Origin of the sequence: Agromyces sp. GXQ0307, assembly GCF_044769845.1 — a bacterium.
Taxonomy (GTDB): Bacteria; Actinomycetota; Actinomycetes; order Actinomycetales; family Microbacteriaceae; genus Agromyces.
In genome coordinates this window covers 367,263-386,155 of the sequence record NZ_JBIZVY010000003.1, presented here as the reverse complement: position 1 = coordinate 386,155, position 18,893 = coordinate 367,263, and the positions used below count along the sequence as shown (strand labels likewise).

Here is an 18,893-nt window from a genome sequence, read left to right as displayed (position 1 = left end):
CGCCCGAAGGGGTGGGACGGGACGCGTCTCACCCCTTCCGGGTCGTGGACGGTGCCGCACGGGACATCCGCCGCTCGCTGGTAGGATCGAGCGACCGACAACCTTGAAGCCCGTCCCGTGAGGCGGAGAAGGGAGTCCGCACCGCTGTGCGCACCGTGCTCCAGCAGGCAGACCTCGAGCGGGCGTTGACCCGCATCGCCCACGAGATCCTCGAAGCCAATCGCGGCGCCGACGATCTCGTCCTCCTCGGCATCCCCACGCGCGGCGTGGCCCTCGCCGAACGACTCGCCCGGATCGTCTCCCGGATCGCCGGCGTCGAGGTGCCCGCCGGGGCCCTCGACGTGACGATGTACCGCGACGACCTGGGCCGCAACCCCGTGCGCGCCACGCATCCGACCGACGTGCCGGGCGACGGCATCGACGGCCGCATCGTCGTGCTCGTCGACGACGTGCTCTACTCGGGCCGCACCATCCGCGCAGCCCTCGACGCCCTCGCCGACCTCGGACGCGCCCGTGCCGTGCGCCTCGCGGTGCTCGTCGACCGCGGCCACCGCGAGTTCCCGATCCGCGCCGACTACGTCGGGAAGAACCTGCCGAGCTCCACCCGCGAGCGCATCAACGTGCACCTCGCCGAGATCGACGGCGAGGACGCCGTCACCATCGAGGGAGGCGACGAGTGAGGCACCTGCTGAGCACCCGCGACCTCTCGCGGGACGAGGCCATCGGTCTGCTCGACGTCGCCGAGGACATGGCGGCCGTGCAGGAGCGCGAGGTGAAGAAGCTCCCCACGCTCCGCGGCCGCACCGTGGTCAACCTCTTCTTCGAGGACTCCACGCGCACCCGCATCTCGTTCGAGGCCGCCGCGAAGCGGCTGTCGGCCGACGTCATCAACTTCAGCGCCAAGGGCTCGAGCGTCTCGAAGGGCGAGAGCCTGAAGGACACGGCGCAGACGCTGCAGGCGATGGGCGCCGACGGCGTCGTCATCCGCCATCCGTCGTCGGGTGCGCCGCTCACGCTGGCGACCAGCGGATGGATCGACGCGGGCGTCGTGAACGCCGGCGACGGCACGCACGAGCACCCCACGCAGGCGCTGCTCGACGCGTTCACCATGCGGCGCCGCCTGCACGGGGGCGCCTCGCGGGGCCGCGACCTCGACGGCGTGCGCGTCGTCGTCGTCGGCGACATCCTGCACTCGCGCGTCGCACGCTCGAACGTGTGGCTCCTCGAGACGCTCGGCGCCGACGTCACCCTCGTCGCGCCGCCGACGCTCGTGCCCGTCGACGTGTCGGGCTGGCCCGCCACGATCGAATACGACCTCGACCGGGCGCTCGCCGACGCCCCCGACGTCGTCATGATGCTGCGCATCCAGGCGGAGCGCATGCAGGGCGCGTTCTTCCCGAACAGCCGCGAATACGCGCGCACCTGGGGGCTCGACGACCACCGGTTCGCGCAGCTTCCCGAGACTACGATGGTCATGCATCCGGGCCCCATGAACCGCGGGCTCGAGATCGCCGCCCGCGCCGCCGATTCCACGCAGTCGACGGTGCGCGAGCAGGTCGCGAACGGAGTATCAGTGAGAATGGCCGCCCTCTACCTGTTGCTGTCCGGCGAACGGGGGGAGAACCGATGAGCGAGTCGTTCCTGATCCGCGGCGCGACGCTGCCCACGGGAGGGCGCGCCGACATCCTGCTCGACGACGGGCGCATCGCCGAGGTCGGCACGGTGGCGGATGCCGCGGGCGCCACGGTGATCGATGCCGACGGGCTCGTCGCCCTCCCCGGCCTCGTCGACCTGCACACGCACCTCCGCGAGCCGGGCTACGAGCAGAGCGAGACCGTGCTCACGGGCACGCAGGCGGCCGCCGCCGGCGGCTTCACGGCGGTCTTCGCCATGGCCAACACGTTCCCCGTCGCCGACACCGCGGGCGTCGTCGAGCAGGAGCTCTCGCTCGGCGAGGCCGCCGGCTACGCGACCGTGCAGCCGATCGGCGCCGTCACGGTCGGGCTGCAGGGCGAGCGACTCGCCGAGCTCGGCGCGATGGCCGCGTCGCGCGCGCGTGTGCGGGTCTTCAGCGACGACGGCTTCTGCGTCTTCGACCCGCTGCTCATGCGCCGCGCGCTCGAATACGTGAAGGCCTTCGACGGCGTCATCGCGCAGCACGCGCAGGAGCCGCGCCTCACGCAGGGCGCCCAGATGAACGAGGGCGCACTCTCCGGTGAACTCGGCCTCGCCGGTTGGCCCGCGGTCGCCGAGGAGTCGATCATCGCCCGCGACGTGCTCCTCGCCGAGCACGTCGGCTCGCGCCTGCACGTGTGCCACGTCTCCACGGCCGGGTCGGTCGAGGTCATCCGCTGGGCGAAGGCGCGCGGCATCGACGTGACCGCCGAGGTCACGCCGCACCACCTCCTGCTGACGGAGGACCTGGTCGCGGGGTACGACGCGCGCTACAAGGTGAACCCGCCGCTGCGCCGCGCGGAGGACGTCGAGGCGCTCCGCGACGCGCTCGCCGACGGCACGATCGACATCGTCGCGACCGACCACGCCCCGCACCCCGTCGAGGCGAAGGAGTCCGAATGGGACGCCGCGGCGAACGGCATGGTCGGCCTCGAGTCGGCCCTCTCGGTCGTGCAGCAGGCCATGGTCGACCCCGGGCGCATGGACTGGGCGGATGTCGCGCGCGTGCTGTCCGCCACGCCGGCGCGCATCGGCCGGCTCGCCGGCCACGGCGAGCCCGTCGCCGTCGGTTCGGCCGCCGAGGTGACGCTCGTCGACCCGAGCGCGAGCGCGGCCTTCGGCGTCGAGCGGCTCGCGGGTCGGAGCGTCAACTCGCCCTACCTCGGGCGCACCCTCCCGGGCCGGGTCGTCGCGACCTTCCACCGCGGCGTGCCCACGCTGCTCGACGGCACCGTCCGGCCGGCCGACGAGGTCGCCGAGGCATCCGCTCGCCTGAACGACGGGGGTGCGCGTGGATAGCCGCTGGATCGGCGCACTCGTCGCGGTCGTCGTCGTCGCCGTCGCCGCCTGGCTCATGTGGCGCTCCTGGCGTCGCCGCACGGTCCGCGACGAGACGCTCGCAGCCTACGCCCCGCCCGCCGATCCCGGCACGGCGACCCTGGAGGTCGAGGCGCTCTACGTCGCGACGACCCCCGAGGCCGACCCGCTCGAGCGGCTCGCCGTCGAGGGACTCGCGTTCCGCGGGTCCGCGCGGGTCGAGGTGCATCGCACGGGCGTACTGCTGCGCATCGCCGGCGAGCTCCCGACCTTCATCCCCGCCGACCGCATCGCGGCCGCCGGGACGGCCACCTACGCGATCGATCGCGGGGTCGAGCCCGAGGGCCTCGTGGCCCTCACCTGGATCGTCGACGACCGGTCGGAACCCGAGGTTCCGACACGGGTCGACAGCTACCTTCGGTGCCGGTACCCGGGCGACTCCGCCCGGTTCGTGGCGGCCGTGAACGAGATCGCCGCGGCGCCCGAGGCGCCGCGGCCGGATGCAGAAGAGAGCGAGGCCTCGGATGGCTGAGACCCCGACCACCGTCGACGAGCAGGCGCCCGCCGCCGTCGACCCGAACCGGGCCGTCCTCGTGCTCGAGGACGGAACCAGGTACGAGGGGCGCGCATACGGCGCCCGCGGACGCACGCTCGGCGAGGCCGTGTTCGCGACCGGCATGACCGGCTACCAGGAGACGCTGACCGACCCCTCGTACGCCGGGCAGATCGTGCTCATGACCGCGCCGCACATCGGCAACACGGGCATGAACGACGAGGACATGGAGTCCGCGCGCATCTGGGTCGCGGGCTTCGTCGTGCGCGACCCCTCCCGGGTCGTGTCGAACTTCCGTTCGCAGCGGAGCCTCGACGACGACCTCGCGGCCGCCGGGATCGTCGGCATCAGCGGCATCGACACGCGCGCCGTGACGCGGCACATCCGCTCGCTCGGCGCGATGCGCGCGGGCGTGTTCTCGGGCGAGGAGGCGTACCTCTCGCCCGGCGAGCAGCTCGACCTCGTGCAGTCCGGCGAGCAGATGGCCGGCCGCAACCTCTCCGGCGCGGTCTCCACGAGCGAGCGCTACACCCTGCCCGCGACGGGGGAGCGCATCGGCTCAGTCGCGGTGCTCGACCTCGGGGTGAAGACGTCCACGCTGAATCACCTCGCCGACCGCGGATTCGACGTCCACGTGCTCCCGCAGACCGTGACGGCCGACGACGTGCTCGCGCTCGAGCCCGACGCGCTGTTCTTCTCCAACGGACCCGGCGACCCGAGCGCGTCCGAGCGCCACGTCGAGCTCCTGCGCTCGGCGCTCCGCGCCGGCCTGCCGTACTTCGGGATCTGCTTCGGCAACCAGCTGCTCGGTCGCGCCCTCGGCTTCGACACCTACAAGCTGCCCTTCGGGCACCGGGGCATCAACCAGCCGGTGCTCGACCGCGCGACCGGTCGCGTCGAGATCACGGCGCACAACCACGGCTTCGCCGTCGCGGCGCCGACCGACGCGATCAGCGAGTCGAGCCAGGGCTTCGGCCGCGTCGAGGTCAGCCACGTCGACCTCAACGACGACGTGGTCGAGGGCCTCAACTGCCTCGACATCCCCGCCTTCTCGGTGCAGTACCACCCCGAGTCGGCGGCCGGCCCGCACGATGCGGAATACCTCTTCGACCGCTTCCGCGACATGGTCATCGCGAACAGGACCACCGACGACAGCCAGGAGGCCGGCAAGTAATGCCCAAGCGCGACGACATCAACTCCGTCCTCGTCATCGGGTCGGGCCCGATCGTCATCGGCCAAGCGGCCGAGTTCGACTACTCGGGCACCCAGGCGTGCCGCGTCCTCCGCGCAGAGGGCGTCCGGGTCATCCTCGTGAACCCGAACCCGGCGACGATCATGACCGACCCGGACTTCGCCGACGCGACGTACGTCGAGCCGATCACCCCCGAGGTGATCGAGTCGATCATCGTGAAGGAGAAGCCGGATGCCGTGCTGCCCACGCTCGGCGGCCAGACGGCGCTGAACGCGGCGATCGCGCTGCACGACGCCGGGATCCTCGACAAGCACGGCGTCGAGCTCATCGGCGCCAAGGTCGATGCGATCCGCAAGGGCGAGGACCGCCAGCTCTTTAAGGACCTCGTGATCGAGGCGGGGGCGGATGTCGCGCGCTCGCACGTCGCGACGACCCTCGAGCAGGCGAAGGAGTTCGCGCTCGACCTCGGCTACCCGCTCGTCGTCCGCCCCTCGTTCACCATGGGCGGTCTCGGCTCGGGCTTCGCGTACACCGAGGAGGACCTGGTCCGCATCGTGACGCAGGGCCTGCACGACTCGCCCACCACCGAGGTGCTCCTCGAGGAGTCGATCCTCGGCTGGAAGGAGTACGAGCTCGAGCTCATGCGCGACACCCACGACAACACCGTCGTGGTCTGCTCGATCGAGAACGTCGACCCGGTCGGCGTGCACACGGGCGACTCGATCACGGTCGCGCCCGCGCTGACGCTCACCGACCGCGAGTACCAGAAGCTTCGCGACATCGGCATCGACATCATCCGCGCCGTCGGCGTCGACACCGGTGGCTGCAACATCCAGTTCGCCGTCGACCCCGAGAACGGGCGCGTCATCGTCATCGAGATGAACCCGCGCGTGTCGCGTTCGTCGGCGTTGGCGTCGAAGGCCACGGGCTTCCCGATCGCGAAGATCGCCGCCAAGCTCGCGATCGGGTACCGGCTCGACGAGATCCCGAACGACATCACGAAGGTCACGCCGGCGAGCTTCGAGCCGACGCTCGACTACGTGGTCGTCAAGGTGCCGCGGTTCGCGTTCGAGAAGTTCCCGGCCGCCGACCCGACGCTGACGACCACCATGAAGTCGGTCGGCGAGGCGATGGCGATCGGCCGCAACTTCACGACCGCGCTGCAGAAGGCGCTGCGCTCGCTCGAGAAGCGCGGATCGAGCTTCCACTGGGCCGACGAGACGCGGTCGGTCGACGAACTGCTCGAGGCGGCCACGGTGCCGACCGACGGGCGCATCGTCCTCGTGCAGCAGGCGCTCCGCAAGGGCGCGTCGATCGAGCAGGCGTTCGAGGCCACGAAGATCGACCCCTGGTTCCTCGACCAGATCGTGCTCATCAACGAGGTCGCCGAGCGGATCGCCGGCGCCGACGCGCTCGACACCGATACGCTCCTGCTCGCGAAGGACCACGGGTTCTCCGACGCGCAGATCGGCCAGCTGCGCGGCTTCGGCGAGGCCGACGCCCGCGAGGTGCGTCACATCCTCGGCATCCGCCCGGTGTTCAAGACCGTCGACACGTGCGCGGGCGAGTTCCCCGCCCTCACGCCATACCACTACTCGAGCTACGACCTCGAGACCGAGGTCGCACCGAGCGACCGTCGCAAGGTCGTCATCCTCGGGTCGGGCCCGAACCGCATCGGTCAGGGTGTCGAGTTCGACTACTCGTGCGTGCACGCGTCGTTCGCGCTCTCCGACGCCGGGTACGAGACGATCATGATCAACTGCAACCCCGAGACGGTCTCGACCGACTACGACACGAGCGATCGGCTGTACTTCGAGCCGCTCACGCTGGAGGACGTGCTCGAGGTCATCCACGCCGAGTCGCAGTCGGGCGAACTCGTCGGCGTCGTCGTGCAGCTCGGCGGCCAGACCGCGCTCGGGCTCGCGAAGGGACTCGAGGCGGCGGGCGTGCCGATCCTCGGCACGACGCCGGAGGCCATCGACCTCGCGGAGGAGCGCGGGCAGTTCGCGGCGATCCTCGACGGAGCGGGCCTGCTCGCGCCGCGCAACGGCACCGCGACCGAGCTGACGGGCGCGGTGCAGGTCGCCGAGGAGATCGGCTACCCGGTGCTCGTGCGTCCGAGCTTCGTGCTCGGCGGACGCGGCATGGAGATCGTCTACGACACCGCCTCGCTCGTGGACTACTTCGCGCGCATCGACGATCAGGGCATCGTCGGCCCGACGCATCCGCTGCTCGTCGACCGCTTCCTCGACGACGCGATCGAGATCGACGTCGACGCGCTCTACGACGGCACCGAGCTCTACGTCGGCGGCGTCATGGAGCACATCGAGGAGGCCGGCATCCACTCGGGCGACTCGAGCTGCACCCTGCCGCCCGTCACGCTCGGGCGTGCCGAGGTCGACCGGGTCCGCGAGGCGACGCGCGCGATCGCCGAGGGCATCGGCGTCCGGGGGCTGCTCAACGTGCAGTTCGCCATCGGCGCGGGCGTCCTCTACGTGCTCGAGGCGAACCCGCGCGCGAGCCGCACGGTGCCCTTCGTGTCGAAGGCGCTCGGCATCCCGCTCGCGAAGGCCGCGTCGCGCATCATGGTCGGCGACTCGATCCGCACGCTCGTCGCCGAGGGCATGCTGCCCGAGGTCGACGGCTCGAAGGTGCCGCTCGACGCTCCGGTCGCCGTCAAGGAGGCCGTCCTGCCGTTCCACCGCTTCCGGACCCGCGAGGGCATCATGGTCGACTCGGTGCTCGGACCCGAGATGCGCTCGACCGGCGAGGTCATGGGCATCGACCGCGACTTCCCGCGTGCGTTCGCGAAGAGCCAGCTCGCCGCGTACGGCGGGATGCCGCTGTCGGGCCGCGTGTTCGTCTCGGTCTCCGATCGCGACAAGCGCGCGATCATCCTGCCGGTGCTCCGCATGCAGCAGCTCGGCTACGACCTCGTCGCGACCGAGGGTACGGCCGAGGTGCTGCGTCGCAACGGCATCGCCGCCGACGTCGTGCTGAAGTTCAGCGAGAAGCAGGGGGAGGACGCCACCTCGGTGGTCGAGCTCATCCACCGCGGCGAGATCGACGTCGTCGTGAACACGCCGAGCGGCCGTTCGGCGCGTGCCGACGGCTACGAGATCCGCGCGGCCGCGGTCGCGGCCGACATCCCGCTCTTCACGACCATCGCGGAGCTCTCGGCCGCGGTCGCCTCGCTCGACGCGAACGACGGCGGCTTCGACGTGACGAGCCTGCAGGAGTACGCGCGCCGTCGCGCGGCCGAGGTGGTCGCGTGAGCGTCGTCGCGTCGTTCGGCGAGCGTCTCGACGAGGCGTTCGGGACCCGGGGACGCCTCTGCGTGGGCATCGACCCGCACGCCTGGCTGCTCGACGAGTGGGGCCTGCCCGACTCGGGCGCGGGGGTCCGCGAGTTCGGCCTGCGGGTCGTGGATGCCGCGGCCGGACGCGTCGGGATCGTGAAGCCGCAGGTGTCGTTCTTCGAGCGGCACGGCTCCGCCGGCTACGCCGCGCTCGAGCGCGTGCTGGGCCTCGCCCGCGACGCGGGCCTCATCGTGATCGCCGACGTCAAGCGCGGCGACATCGGCTCGACCGTCGAGGCGTACGGCGAGGCCTGGCTCTCGCCGGCCTCCCCGCTGCGCGCCGACGCCATGACGATCTACGCGTACCAGGGCCTCGGCTCGATCGAGGGCGTCATGCGCCAGGCGGAGGCCGCGCAGGCCGGACTGTTCGTCGTCGCGGCCACCTCGAACCCCGAGGCGGCCGCGATCCAGCAGGCCGTGCTGCAGGGCTCGAGCCGCGAGGGATCGTCGGTGGCCGGTGCCATCGTGTCGGGTGTGGATGCGTGGAACCGGAGCCGCGACGGTGCCGACGAGCGCCCGTTCGGCTCGATCGGCGTGGTGCTCGGCGCCACGATCGTGCCCGAGGAGTTCGGCATCGACGTCTCGAGCGACACGCGCCCGCGCGTGCCCGTGCTCGTGCCCGGCATCGGGTTCCAGGGCGGCGAGCTGCGAGACGTCCCGGCGCGACTGGGTGCGCTCGCGCCCGGCGCGATCCTCACCGACAGCCGGGGGCTGCTCGCCGCGGGTCCCGACGGCATCGCCGACGCGATCGCGCGGCGCGCCGACGAGGTGGGAGCGCTCGATGTCTGACCGCGTCGTGGCATCCGCCCCGCCCGAGGTCGACCGCGTCGCCGCCTCGCGGGCGGCGGTCGCCGCGCGGCGCGCCCGCGCGGCCGTCAAGCACGACATCGCCGAGGGGAACCGGAGCCCGCTCGACGTGCTCCGCGCAGCGTTCGACGAACCGGAGGGCGTCGAGGGTCGACTGCGGGTGTCGGAGTTCCTGACCTCGATCCCCGCGATCGGGCAGACCAAGTGCGCGCGCATCATGGAGGAACTGCAGATCGCGAACTCCAAGCGCCTCGGGGGACTCGGCCGACTGCAGCGCCGGCGCCTGCGGGAGTTCACCGCGGGTTGGGTCGCCGATCACGGCGGCATCGGCGACCGACTCGTCGTGCTGGCGGGGCCGACGGCCGTCGGCAAGGGCACGGTCGCGGGCTACATCCGCGAGCACCACCCCGACGTCAAGCTCTCGGTGTCGGCGACGACGCGCGCGCCGCGGCCCGGTGAGGTCGAGGGCGAGCACTACTTCTTCGTCTCCGATGACGAGTTCGACCGGATGGTCGAGGCCGGCGAGTTGCTCGAGTGGGCGACCGTCCACAACGCGTACCGCTACGGCACGCCGCGTCGCCCGGTCGAGGAGGCGATCGCCGCGGGCAGCAGCGTGCTGCTCGAGATCGACATCCAGGGCGCGCGCTCGGTCCGCCGGGCGATGCCCGAGGCGACGCTCGTGTTCCTGCTCCCGCCGACGTGGGACGAACTGGTCCGCCGGCTCGTCGGACGGGGCACCGAGAGCCCCGCCGAACAGCAGCGCCGACTCGAGACCGCGAAGGTCGAACTCGCCGCGGTCGAGGAGTTCGACCACCAGGTCGTCAACCACGAGGTCCGCGACGCGGCGCAAAAGGTCGTAGACTTGATGCGGCCTCGCCGGGGTCGGCGTCAGCCTGCCTCGCGCCACGATCTTCCGCGCACGTCGAGTGCGCCCCACCTGAAGGAGTCCCTCCATGGCTGAGAAGCTGTCCGGCATCATCGACCCGCCGATCGACGACCTGCTGTCGAAGGTCGACTCGAAGTACCAGCTGGTCATCTTCGCCTCGAAGCGGGCGCGCCAGATCAACGACTACTACGCCGACCTCCACGAGGGCAGCCTGTTCGACAACGTCGGCCCGCTGGTCGATTCGTCGATCGACGACAAGCCCCTCTCGGTCGCCCTCCACGAGGTCAACGAGGACAAGCTGCGCCTCCGTCCGATCGGCGAGTAGCCGGCAGGCCCGGATGCCGCTGAACATCGTCGTCGGCATCACCGGCGGCATCGCGGCGTACAAGGCCGTGTCGGTGGTGCGGTCGCTGGTCCTCGCGGGCCACGACGTGCACGTGGTGCCGACGGAGTCGGCGCTGCGGTTCGTCGGGCGCCCGACGCTCGAGGCGATCTCGCGCAACCCGGTGCACGTCGACCTCTTCGAGGGCGTCGCCGAGGTCCGCCACGTCGCGATCGGCCAGGCGGCCGACCTCATCGTGATCGCCCCCGCGACGGCGAACTCGATCGCGAAGCTCGCGACGGGGCTCGCCGACGACCTCCTCGGGAACACGGTCCTCGCGAGCGAGGCACCCCTCGTCATCGCCCCGGCGATGCACACCGAGATGTGGCGGCATCCCGCCACGCGGTCGAACATCGCGACGCTCCGCGAGCGCGGCGTCACGATCGTCGGCCCCGCCGTCGGACAGCTCACGGGCACCGACAGCGGCCCGGGCCGGCTCGAGGAGCCCGACGCGATCGTCGCGGCGGCCCTCGAGGTCGCGCGACGGCACGGGCTCGACGCCGACCCGCCCGAAGCGGCATCCGTCGGAGACCTCGCCGGGCGACGCATCGTCGTGACCGCGGGCGGCACGCGCGAGCCGCTCGACCCCGTGCGCTTCCTCGGCAACCGCTCGAGCGGCAAGCAGGGCGTCGCGATCGCCGAGGCGGCCGCGGCGCGCGGCGCCGAGGTCACGCTCGTCGCGGCGAACCTCGAGGTGGCCTCGCCCGGCGGCTGCCGCGTGGTGGCCGTCTCGACCGCGCTCGAACTGCAGCAGGCCGTGACCGCGGCCGCCTCCGGCGCGGACGCCGTCGTGATGGCCGCCGCCGTCGCCGACTTCCGGCCGGCCGACGTCAGCGACGCGAAGATCAAGAAGGTCGACGGCCAGGAGCGGATGTCGATCGAACTCGTCCGCACCCCCGACATCCTCGCCGGGCTCGGTGCGGCGCCGCACGACGGCACCGTGCTCGTCGGCTTCGCGGCGGAGACGGAGCCCGATCCGGAGCGGCTGCTCGAGCTCGGTCGGGCGAAGCGCCGGGCCAAGGGCGCCGACCTGCTCGTCGTCAACCGCGTCGGCTGGAACCACGGCTTCGCCGCCGACGAGAACGCCGTGAGCGTGATCGGCGCCGACGACGCCGTCGCGGCCGAGGCATCCGGCACCAAGATGTCGGTGGCGCACGCCATCCTCGATGTCATCGCCGCGCGCCTCGCGCCCGGCTCCGAGCCCACCACGAAGGACACCCACCACGCATGAGCGCACTGCGCCAGTTCACCTCCGAGTCCGTCACCGAGGGCCACCCCGACAAGATCTGCGACCAGGTCTCCGACGCGATCCTCGACGCGCTCCTCACGGTCGACCCGGGGGCGCGCGTCGCGGTCGAGACGCTCGTGACGACGGGCCTCGTGCACGTCGCGGGCGAGGTCTCGACCGAGGGGTACGTCGAGATCCCCGCGATCGTGCGCGAGCGCATCACCTCGATCGGCTACGACTCGTCCAACGTGTGGTTCGACGGCCGCTCGTGCGGTGTGTCGGTCTCGATCGGCGCCCAGTCGCCCGACATCGCCCAGGGCGTCGACGACGCGTTCGAGACGCGCGAGGGCGCGAGCGTCGACGAGCTCGACCGGCAGGGAGCAGGCGACCAGGGCATCATGTTCGGCTACGCCGTGCGCGAGACGCCCGAGCTCATGCCCGTGCCGATCTGGATCGCGCATCGCCTCGCCGAGCGCCTCGCCGAGGTTCGGAAGCAGGGCGAGCTCGACTACCTCCGCCCCGACGGCAAGACGCAGGTGACCATCGGGTACGAGGGCCAGACGGCGCGCACCATCGAGACCGTCGTGCTCTCCACGCAGCACTCCCCGAAGGTGTCGACCGAGCAGCTGCGCGCCGAGGTCGAGGAGCTGGTCATCCGCCCCACGCTCGACCGGGTCGAGCTCGCGCGCCCCGAGCTGAAGGTGCTGATCAACCCGACCGGCCGCTTCGAGATCGGCGGCCCGCAGGGCGATGCCGGGCTCACCGGCCGCAAGGTCATCATCGACACCTACGGCGGCGCGAGCCGCCACGGCGGCGGCGCCTTCAGCGGCAAGGACCCGTCGAAGGTCGACCGCTCGGCGGCGTACGCCATGCGGTGGGTCGCGAAGAACGCCGTCGCCGCCGGGCTCGCCGACCGGCTCGAGCTGCAGGTCGCCTACGCGATCGGCGCCGCGGCGCCCGTTGGACTGTACGTCGAGACGTTCGGCACCGGCCACCTGCCCGAGGAGCGCATCACCGAGGCCATCCGCGAAGTGTTCGACCTCCGCCCGGCCGCGATCATCCGCGATCTCGACCTGCTGCGCCCGATCTACGCGAAGACGGCGACCTACGGCCACTTCGGCCGCGAGCTCCCCGACTTCACCTGGGAGCGGCTCGACCGCGTCGACGACCTCCGCGCGGCCGCCGGGCTCTGACGTGGCCGGCGGGCGCTGAGGTGACCGACCGGCCCGTGGCCAGGGTCCTCGTCGACTCGCCACTGCCGCAGCTCGACCAGCTGTTCGACTACCGAGTCCCCGCTCGTCTGGCGGACGCCGCCGTGCGTGGAGCCCGCGTGCGCGTGCCCCTGCGTTCCGGGGGGCGGATCGCCGCAGGGTGGATCGTGGAGCTCGCCGAGCGGTCGGAGTACCGCGGCGAGCTCAGCGAGCTCGACGACGTCGTCTCCGACGTTCCGGCGCTCACGCCCGACGTGTGGCGGCTCGCGCGTGCGGCGGCCGACCGGGCGGCGGGCAATGCGAGCGACGTCCTCCGCATCGCGATCCCGCCGCGGTACGTCCGCGCCGAGAAGGCCTGGCGGTCCGTCGAGCCCGATCCCGGGCCGCTGCCGGAGGCGACGACGATCGAGGGGTACGAACCGGGCCGGGTCGAGCGGGGAATCGCCGACGGCGAGCGGATGGCGCCGGCCGCCGACGCACGGCCGGTCCGGCTCTCGTCCGGGGCGTGGGTCGGCGGCTGGGCGCGCACGGTCGCGCAGGCGGCCGCGCACACCCTCGCGCAGGATCGCTCGACGATCGTCGCCGTTCCCGACTATCGCGACCAGGAGCAGCTCGAGGCCGCCCTCGCCGAGTTGGTCGACCAGCGCCGGGTCCTGCGGACCGACGCTCGTCAGACCGGTCCCGCGCGGTACCGGGCCTTCCTCGAGGCGACGGGCGACGCCGCCCGGGTCGTCATCGGCAGCCGGTCGACCGTGTACGCGCCGGCCGCCCGTCTCGGGCTCATCGTGATCGTCGACGACGGCGATGCGCTGCACGCCGAGCCGCTCGCACCGGGCGTGCACAGCCGCGATGCGGCACTCATCCGGCAGGAGCAGTCCGGCGCGGCGCTGGTGTTCCTCGCGCACAGCCGGAGCGTCGACGTGCAGCGACTCGTGGAAGTGGGCTGGGTGCACGACGTGCCGCTGCGACGCGGCGCGCGTCCGCGCGTCGTCCTGACCGACCAGCAGGCGGCGCCGGAGTCCGGCGGCGCGCGCATCCCGTCGGCCGCGTGGCGCGAGGCGCAGTCGGCGATCGCCGACGGCCCCGTGCTCGTCCAGGTCGCACGACCGGGGCACACGCCGATGCTGGTGTGCGACCGCTGCCGGGAACCGTCCCGATGTGCGGCGTGCGGGGGTGCGCTCGCGGTGCCCCGCGGCGGCGGCGCCCCGGTCTGCGCTCTGTGCGGCACGGTTGCGACGGCGTGGCGATGCGCCGTGTGCGAGGGCACGAAGCTGCGCGCGGCGGTCGTCGGCGCGAGCCGCACCGCCGAGGAGCTCGGGCGCGCGTTCCCGCGATCGCGCGTCGTGGTCTCCGACGGCGAGCGACCGATCCTCCGCGTCGGCGCCGAGCCGCAACTCGTCGTGGCGACCCGCGGGGCCGAGCCGATCGCCGACGGCGGCTACCGCGCCGTGCTGCTCCTTGACGGCGAGCGGATGCTGCTGCGCGAGTCGCTCCGCGTCGCGGAGGACTGCCTGCGGTGGTGGTCGAACGCCGCCGCCCTCGCGGCGCCCGGAGCGCCGGTCTTCCTCGTCGGCGTCGGCGGGGCGGTCGGCACTGCGCTCGCGACGTGGCGCCAACCGGCGTGGGCCGGGGAGGAGCTCGAGACGCGGCGCGTGCTGAGGTTCCCGCCCGCCGTGCGGATGGCCTCGGTCGTGTCGTCGCACGACCGGCTCGCAGCGGCGCTCGAGCGTGTGCGCGGCATCGAGGGCGTCGACGTACTCGGACCGACCCCGACCGGCGACGAGGGACTCGAGCGCGCGATCGTCCGCTTCGGCTACGGCATCGGCCCCGAGGTCGCCCAGTCGCTGAAGGGCGAGGCGATCCGCGCCGCGACCGAGCGCCGTCGACCGGTCGCGGGTCGGCGGCCCGGCCGCCCGCCGGTCGTCCGCGTCCGCATGGACGATCCCGACCTCCCGTGACACTGGGACAATGGGGTGTGCCCCACCTCCGGATCGTGTTCGCGGGAACCCCCGCCGTCGCCGTGCCCACCCTCGAACGACTCGCCGCATCCGGCCACGAGGTCGTCGGCGTCGTCACCCGCCCGCCGGCCCCGCTCGGCCGCAAGCGCGTCCTCACGCCGTCGCCGGTCGCGCAGGCCGCCGAGCGGCTCGGCATCCCGGTGATCGACGCGGCGCGCCTCGATGCCGAGGCCACGGGCCGCATCGCCGAGCTTCGCCCCGACCTCGGCGTGGTCGTGGCGTACGGGGGCCTCGTCCGCGAGCCGCTGCTCTCGACGCCCGCGCACGGATGGATCAACCTGCACTTCTCGGTCCTTCCCGCCTGGCGCGGAGCGGCGCCCGTGCAGCGCGCGCTCATCGCGGGCGACGCCGAGCTCGGCGCGAGCGTCTTCCGGCTCGTGCCCGAGCTCGACGCGGGCGACGTCTACGCGTCCCGCTCCCGGCCCGTGGCGCCCGGTGAGACCGCGGGACTGGCGCTCGAGTCGCTCGCCGAGACCGAGGCCGACCTGGTGCTCGGCGTGGTCGACGCGATCGCCGCCGGCACCGCCGTCGCGACCCCGCAGGCCGGAGAACCGACGTTCGCGCCCAAGCTCTCGATCGAGGACGGCCGGATCGACTGGACGCGATCGACGGACGAAGTCGATGCGCGCGTGCGCGGCGTCACCCCCGAACCCGGCGCGCACACGGAGGTCGGGGGCATCCGGTTGAAGGTCCTGGAGGCCCGGCCTGCCGCCGTCGGAGGCGAGCCGCCGCAGCTCGAGCCGGGCGGACTGCGCCTGGACGGCAGGCGCCTCCTCGTGGGCACGGCCGACGGGGCGATGGAGCTGCGTCGGGTCCAGCCCGCCGGCCGGAACGCGATGGCCGCCGCGGACTGGTGGCGCGGGCTCGGCGTCGAGCGGGCGGAGGCGCGATGAGCGGGCAGACCCCCGGTGACGGCCGGGAACGTGCGGGCGGCGGAGGTCGCTCCGGCGGTGCCGGAGGACGGAACGGACGCGGCACGACCCGACGGGACGGTGGCGGAGGAGGACGCGGCGGCCGCCCGCGACCGGAACAGGTCTCGCCGGCGCGCATGGTCGCCTTCGACGTCCTCGCCGCCGTCCGCGAGACCGACGCCTACGCGAACCTGCTGCTGCCGACCCGCATCGAACGGGCGAGGCTCAGCCCGGCCGATGCCGCGCTCGCGACCGAGCTGACCTACGGAACGCTCCGCCTCCTCGGGCGCTACGACGCGATCATCGCGCTCGCGGCGGGGCGCGACGTGGCCGCGATCGATCCGCCGGTCCTCGACGTGCTCCGGCTCGGCGCCCACCAGTTGCTCGCCACGCGCGTGCCGACGCACGCGGCCGTCAACGAGTCGGTCGCGCTCGCGCGTCGCGTCGCGTCGTCGGCCGCGGGGTTCGTGAACGCCGTCCTCCGCACCGTGTCGCGGCGCGAGGCGGCGGACTGGCTCGAGATGATCGCGGGGGAGGCCGGTTCGGCGGATGCGGCGCTGGCCGCGGTGCACTCGCATCCCGTCTGGGTGATCCGGGCGCTGCGAGCGGCGCTCGAGCGCGAGGATCGCGGCGACGAACTGGTCGCCCTCCTCGAGGCCGACAACGCGTCGCCGCGGGTGAACCTCGCCGCCCTCCCGGGGCTCGCGGCCGACCCGGCCGTGCTCGGCGAGCCCGATCGATACGCTCCGACGGGCCTCACGGCAGCGGCGCCGTCCGACGTCGTGGCCGCGAACGCGGGCCGGGTGCGCGTCCAGGACGAGGGCTCGCAGCTCGCAGCGCTCGCGCTGAGTCGGGTCGCCCCGGTGCGGCCGGGCGAACGCTGGCTCGACGTGTGCGCCGGACCGGGAGGCAAGACCGCGCTCCTCGCGGCCGAGGCGCTCGCGGGCGGAGCGACGCTCGACGCGAACGAGGTCGTGCCCGCGCGCGCCGAGCTCGTGCGGAAGGCCGTCGCTCCGGTGCCGCTGGAGGTGGCGGTCCACGTCGGCGACGGTCGTGACCTCGATCCGGCCGCGTTCGGCGCGGACGGCGGGTTCGACCGCATCCTGCTCGACGCGCCGTGCACGGGCCTCGGCGCGCTGCGCCGCCGGCCCGAGGCCCGCTGGCGGAAGTCCCCGACGGATGTCGCCGAGCTCACCGAGCTGCAGGGCGAGTTGGCGGATGCCGCGTTCGCCGCGCTCGCACCCGGCGGCGTGCTCGCCTACGTCACGTGCTCGCCGCACACGGCCGAGACGCACGGCAGCCTCGGGCGCGCGCTCGCGCGCTGGGGGGACTCCGCCGAGGCGATCGACACGGCCGCCGTCGTGCAGGGGCTCGCGGAGCATCCGCTCGACCTCGCCGGCGACGGGCGCACGGTGCAGCTCTGGCCGCACCGTCACGGCACCGACGCGATGTTCATCGCGCTCGTGCGCAAGCGCTGAGCGCGCGGCCGACGCCGATAGGGTTGCGGACATGGCGACGCGCATCAACCCGAGCATCCTCGCGGCCGACTTCGCGAACCTCGAGCGTGAACTCGGACGGATCGGCACCGCCGACCTCGTGCACGTCGACATCATGGACAACCACTTCGTGCCGAACCTCACGTTCGGCCTGCCCATGGTGCAGCGGCTGCAGCAGGTCAGTCCGATCCCGCTCGACGTGCACCTCATGATCGACGACCCCGACCGCTGGGCGCCGGGGTACGCCGAGGCGGGCGCGGCGTCGGTGACCTTCCACGCCGAGGCCGTGAACGAGCCCGTCGCGCTCGCGCGGCACCTGCGGCAGATCGGGGCGCGCGCGGGCATCGCGCTGAAGCCGGGGACGGATGCCGCGCCGTACCTCGACCTCCTGCCCGAGTTCGACCAGGTCCTCGTCATGACCGTCGAGCCGGGCTTCGGCGGTCAGTCCTTCATCTCCGAGACGATGCCGAAGCTGCGACGCGTCGCCGACGCGGTCGCCGCCGCCGGTCTCGACGTCTGGCTGCAGGTCGACGGCGGCATCACGGTCGACACGATCGGGATCGCCGCCGAGGCGGGCGCCGACACGTTCGTCGCCGGCTCGGCCGTGTTCCGCGGCGTGCCGGAGGAGCGGATCAGCGAGCTCCGCGCCGCGGTGGCGTCACACCGCCACGAGCCCCGCGAGGACCCCGCTAGTCTGGACGGGTGAAATCCTTCGACGACCTCTTCGTCGAGCTGCAGGACACGGCCCGCACCCGCCCCGAGGGCAGCGGCACGGTCCGTCAGCTCGACGCCGGCGTGCACGCCATCGGCAAGAAGATCGTCGAGGAGGCGGCCGAGGTCTGGATGGCCGCCGAGTACCAGAGCGACGACGAGACGGCTGAGGAGATCTCGCAGCTCCTCTACCACCTGCAGGTGCTGATGCTCGCGAAGGGCCTCGAGCTCGCCGACGTGTACCGACATCTCTGATCGCGCCATGACCGCAGATCAGTTCCGTCGACACGAAAGCCAGGGAATGCTCCGAATCGCCGTGCCCAACAAGGGCTCGCTCTCCGAGACCGCCGCGCAGATGCTCTTCGAGGCCGGGTACACCGGTCGCAGGGACTCGCGCGAACTCGTGGTCGCCGACCCCCGCAACGGGGTCGAGTTCTTCTACCTCCGCCCGCGCGACATCGCGACCTACGTCGGCTCGGGCGCGCTCGACGTCGGCATCACGGGCCGCGACCTGCTGCTCGACTCGGGCAGCGAGGCCGTCGAGATCGCGCCGCTCGGCTTCGGCGACTCGACCTTCCGATTCGCCGGCCCGCCCGGCGCCTACGCCGAGCTCGCCGACCTCGACGGCGTCCGCGTGGCGACGAGCTATCCGGGTCTCGTGGGCGACTTCCTGGCCCGGCACGGCGTGACGGCGAAGCTGGTCAGGCTCGACGGCGCGGTCGAGTCCGCGGTGCGGCTCGGCGTGGCCGACGCCGTCGCCGACGTCGTCTCCACTGGCTCGACGCTCCGCAAGGCCGGGCTCGACATCTTCGGCCCGGTGATCCTCGACTCCGAGGCCGTGCTCATCGGCTCGGGCGTGGAGCGCACCGGCACGCAGACCCTCGTGCGGCGGCTGCAGGGCGTCCTCGTCGCCCGCCAGTACGTCCTCGTCGACTACGACGTGCCCGTGGCCAAGCTCGAGGCGGCGACCGCCGCGGCGCCCGGGTTCGAATCGCCCACGGTCTCGCCCTTGCACGATCCCGAGTGGGTGGCCGTCCGCGTGATGATCCCCAGGGTCGAGACGAACCACGTCATGGACGCCCTGTACGAGCTGGGCGCGCGCGCGATCCTCGTGAGCGCGATCCACGCCGCCCGGTTGTAGGGAGCAAG

General features: G+C 72.9%; 16 protein-coding genes and 1 pseudogene. All 17 read left to right on the top strand.

The window, feature by feature from the left end:
* Positions 1-110 precede the first annotated feature (110 nt).
* A pseudogene (pyrR, locus tag ACIQH8_RS11825) lies at positions 111-680 on the top strand (bifunctional pyr operon transcriptional regulator/uracil phosphoribosyltransferase PyrR); the annotation flags it as partial.
* Positions 677-1,630, top strand: coding sequence for an aspartate carbamoyltransferase catalytic subunit (locus ACIQH8_RS11820; protein WP_400998794.1), 954 nt, complete (start codon positions 677-679; stop codon positions 1,628-1,630). The pseudogene pyrR and the gene ACIQH8_RS11820, both read left to right, overlap by 4 nt.
* Positions 1,627-2,973, top strand: coding sequence for a dihydroorotase (locus ACIQH8_RS11815; RefSeq protein WP_400998792.1), 1,347 nt, complete (start codon positions 1,627-1,629; stop codon positions 2,971-2,973). The genes ACIQH8_RS11820 and ACIQH8_RS11815 overlap by 4 nt, the downstream gene beginning before the upstream one ends.
* Positions 2,966-3,523, top strand: a complete 558-nt coding sequence (locus ACIQH8_RS11810; RefSeq protein ID WP_400998790.1) for a hypothetical protein — start codon at positions 2,966-2,968, stop codon at positions 3,521-3,523. The genes ACIQH8_RS11815 and ACIQH8_RS11810 overlap by 8 nt, the downstream gene beginning before the upstream one ends.
* Entirely contained in the window at positions 3,516-4,718 is a 1,203-nt protein-coding gene (gene carA, locus ACIQH8_RS11805) for a glutamine-hydrolyzing carbamoyl-phosphate synthase small subunit (protein ID WP_400998788.1), read from the top strand. Before ACIQH8_RS11810 ends, carA begins: the two co-directional genes overlap by 8 nt.
* Positions 4,718-8,011 (top strand): carbamoyl-phosphate synthase large subunit, encoded by a 3,294-nt coding sequence (gene carB, locus ACIQH8_RS11800; protein WP_400998785.1) that lies wholly within the window; start codon positions 4,718-4,720, stop codon positions 8,009-8,011. Before carA ends, carB begins: the two co-directional genes overlap by 1 nt.
* The gene (pyrF, locus tag ACIQH8_RS11795) at positions 8,008-8,883 is read left to right on the top strand and encodes an orotidine-5'-phosphate decarboxylase (protein WP_400998782.1); all 876 of its coding nucleotides are present in this window, start codon (positions 8,008-8,010) and stop codon (positions 8,881-8,883) included. The genes carB and pyrF overlap by 4 nt, the downstream gene beginning before the upstream one ends.
* Positions 8,876-9,862, top strand: a complete 987-nt coding sequence (gene gmk, locus ACIQH8_RS11790) for a guanylate kinase (RefSeq protein WP_400998779.1) — start codon at positions 8,876-8,878, stop codon at positions 9,860-9,862. The genes pyrF and gmk overlap by 8 nt, the downstream gene beginning before the upstream one ends.
* Positions 9,855-10,112: a DNA-directed RNA polymerase subunit omega gene (gene rpoZ / locus ACIQH8_RS11785; RefSeq protein WP_092669843.1), complete on the top strand. Its 258-nt coding sequence runs from the start codon at positions 9,855-9,857 to the stop codon at positions 10,110-10,112. Before gmk ends, rpoZ begins: the two co-directional genes overlap by 8 nt.
* A 19-nt stretch (positions 10,113-10,131) precedes the next feature.
* A complete protein-coding gene (gene coaBC, locus ACIQH8_RS11780; protein WP_400999810.1) occupies positions 10,132-11,400 on the top strand; it encodes a bifunctional phosphopantothenoylcysteine decarboxylase/phosphopantothenate--cysteine ligase CoaBC in 1,269 nt (422 codons plus the stop codon).
* Entirely contained in the window at positions 11,397-12,590 is a 1,194-nt protein-coding gene (gene metK, locus ACIQH8_RS11775; RefSeq protein WP_400998775.1) for a methionine adenosyltransferase, read from the top strand. The genes coaBC and metK overlap by 4 nt, the downstream gene beginning before the upstream one ends.
* Before the next feature lie 35 nt (positions 12,591-12,625).
* Positions 12,626-14,566: a primosomal protein N' gene (locus ACIQH8_RS11770; RefSeq protein ID WP_400998772.1), complete on the top strand. Its 1,941-nt coding sequence runs from the start codon at positions 12,626-12,628 to the stop codon at positions 14,564-14,566.
* Between the two features lie 17 nt (positions 14,567-14,583).
* Positions 14,584-15,519: a methionyl-tRNA formyltransferase gene (fmt, locus tag ACIQH8_RS11765; protein WP_400998769.1), complete on the top strand. Its 936-nt coding sequence runs from the start codon at positions 14,584-14,586 to the stop codon at positions 15,517-15,519.
* 155 nt (positions 15,520-15,674) lie between these two features.
* A complete protein-coding gene (locus ACIQH8_RS11760) occupies positions 15,675-17,015 on the top strand; it encodes an RsmB/NOP family class I SAM-dependent RNA methyltransferase (protein ID WP_400998766.1) in 1,341 nt (446 codons plus the stop codon).
* 31 nt (positions 17,016-17,046) lie between these two features.
* The gene (rpe, locus tag ACIQH8_RS11755) at positions 17,047-17,739 is read left to right on the top strand and encodes a ribulose-phosphate 3-epimerase (protein ID WP_400998763.1); all 693 of its coding nucleotides are present in this window, start codon (positions 17,047-17,049) and stop codon (positions 17,737-17,739) included.
* Positions 17,736-17,999 carry a phosphoribosyl-ATP diphosphatase gene (locus ACIQH8_RS11750; protein WP_400998760.1) on the top strand — a complete coding sequence of 88 codons (264 nt, stop codon included), beginning with the start codon at positions 17,736-17,738 and terminating at the stop codon, positions 17,997-17,999. The genes rpe and ACIQH8_RS11750 overlap by 4 nt, the downstream gene beginning before the upstream one ends.
* A 46-nt stretch (positions 18,000-18,045) precedes the next feature.
* On the top strand, positions 18,046-18,885 hold the full coding sequence (hisG, locus tag ACIQH8_RS11745; RefSeq protein ID WP_400999808.1) for an ATP phosphoribosyltransferase: 840 nt from the start codon (positions 18,046-18,048) through the stop codon (positions 18,883-18,885).
* The last annotated feature ends 8 nt before the right edge of the window (positions 18,886-18,893 follow it).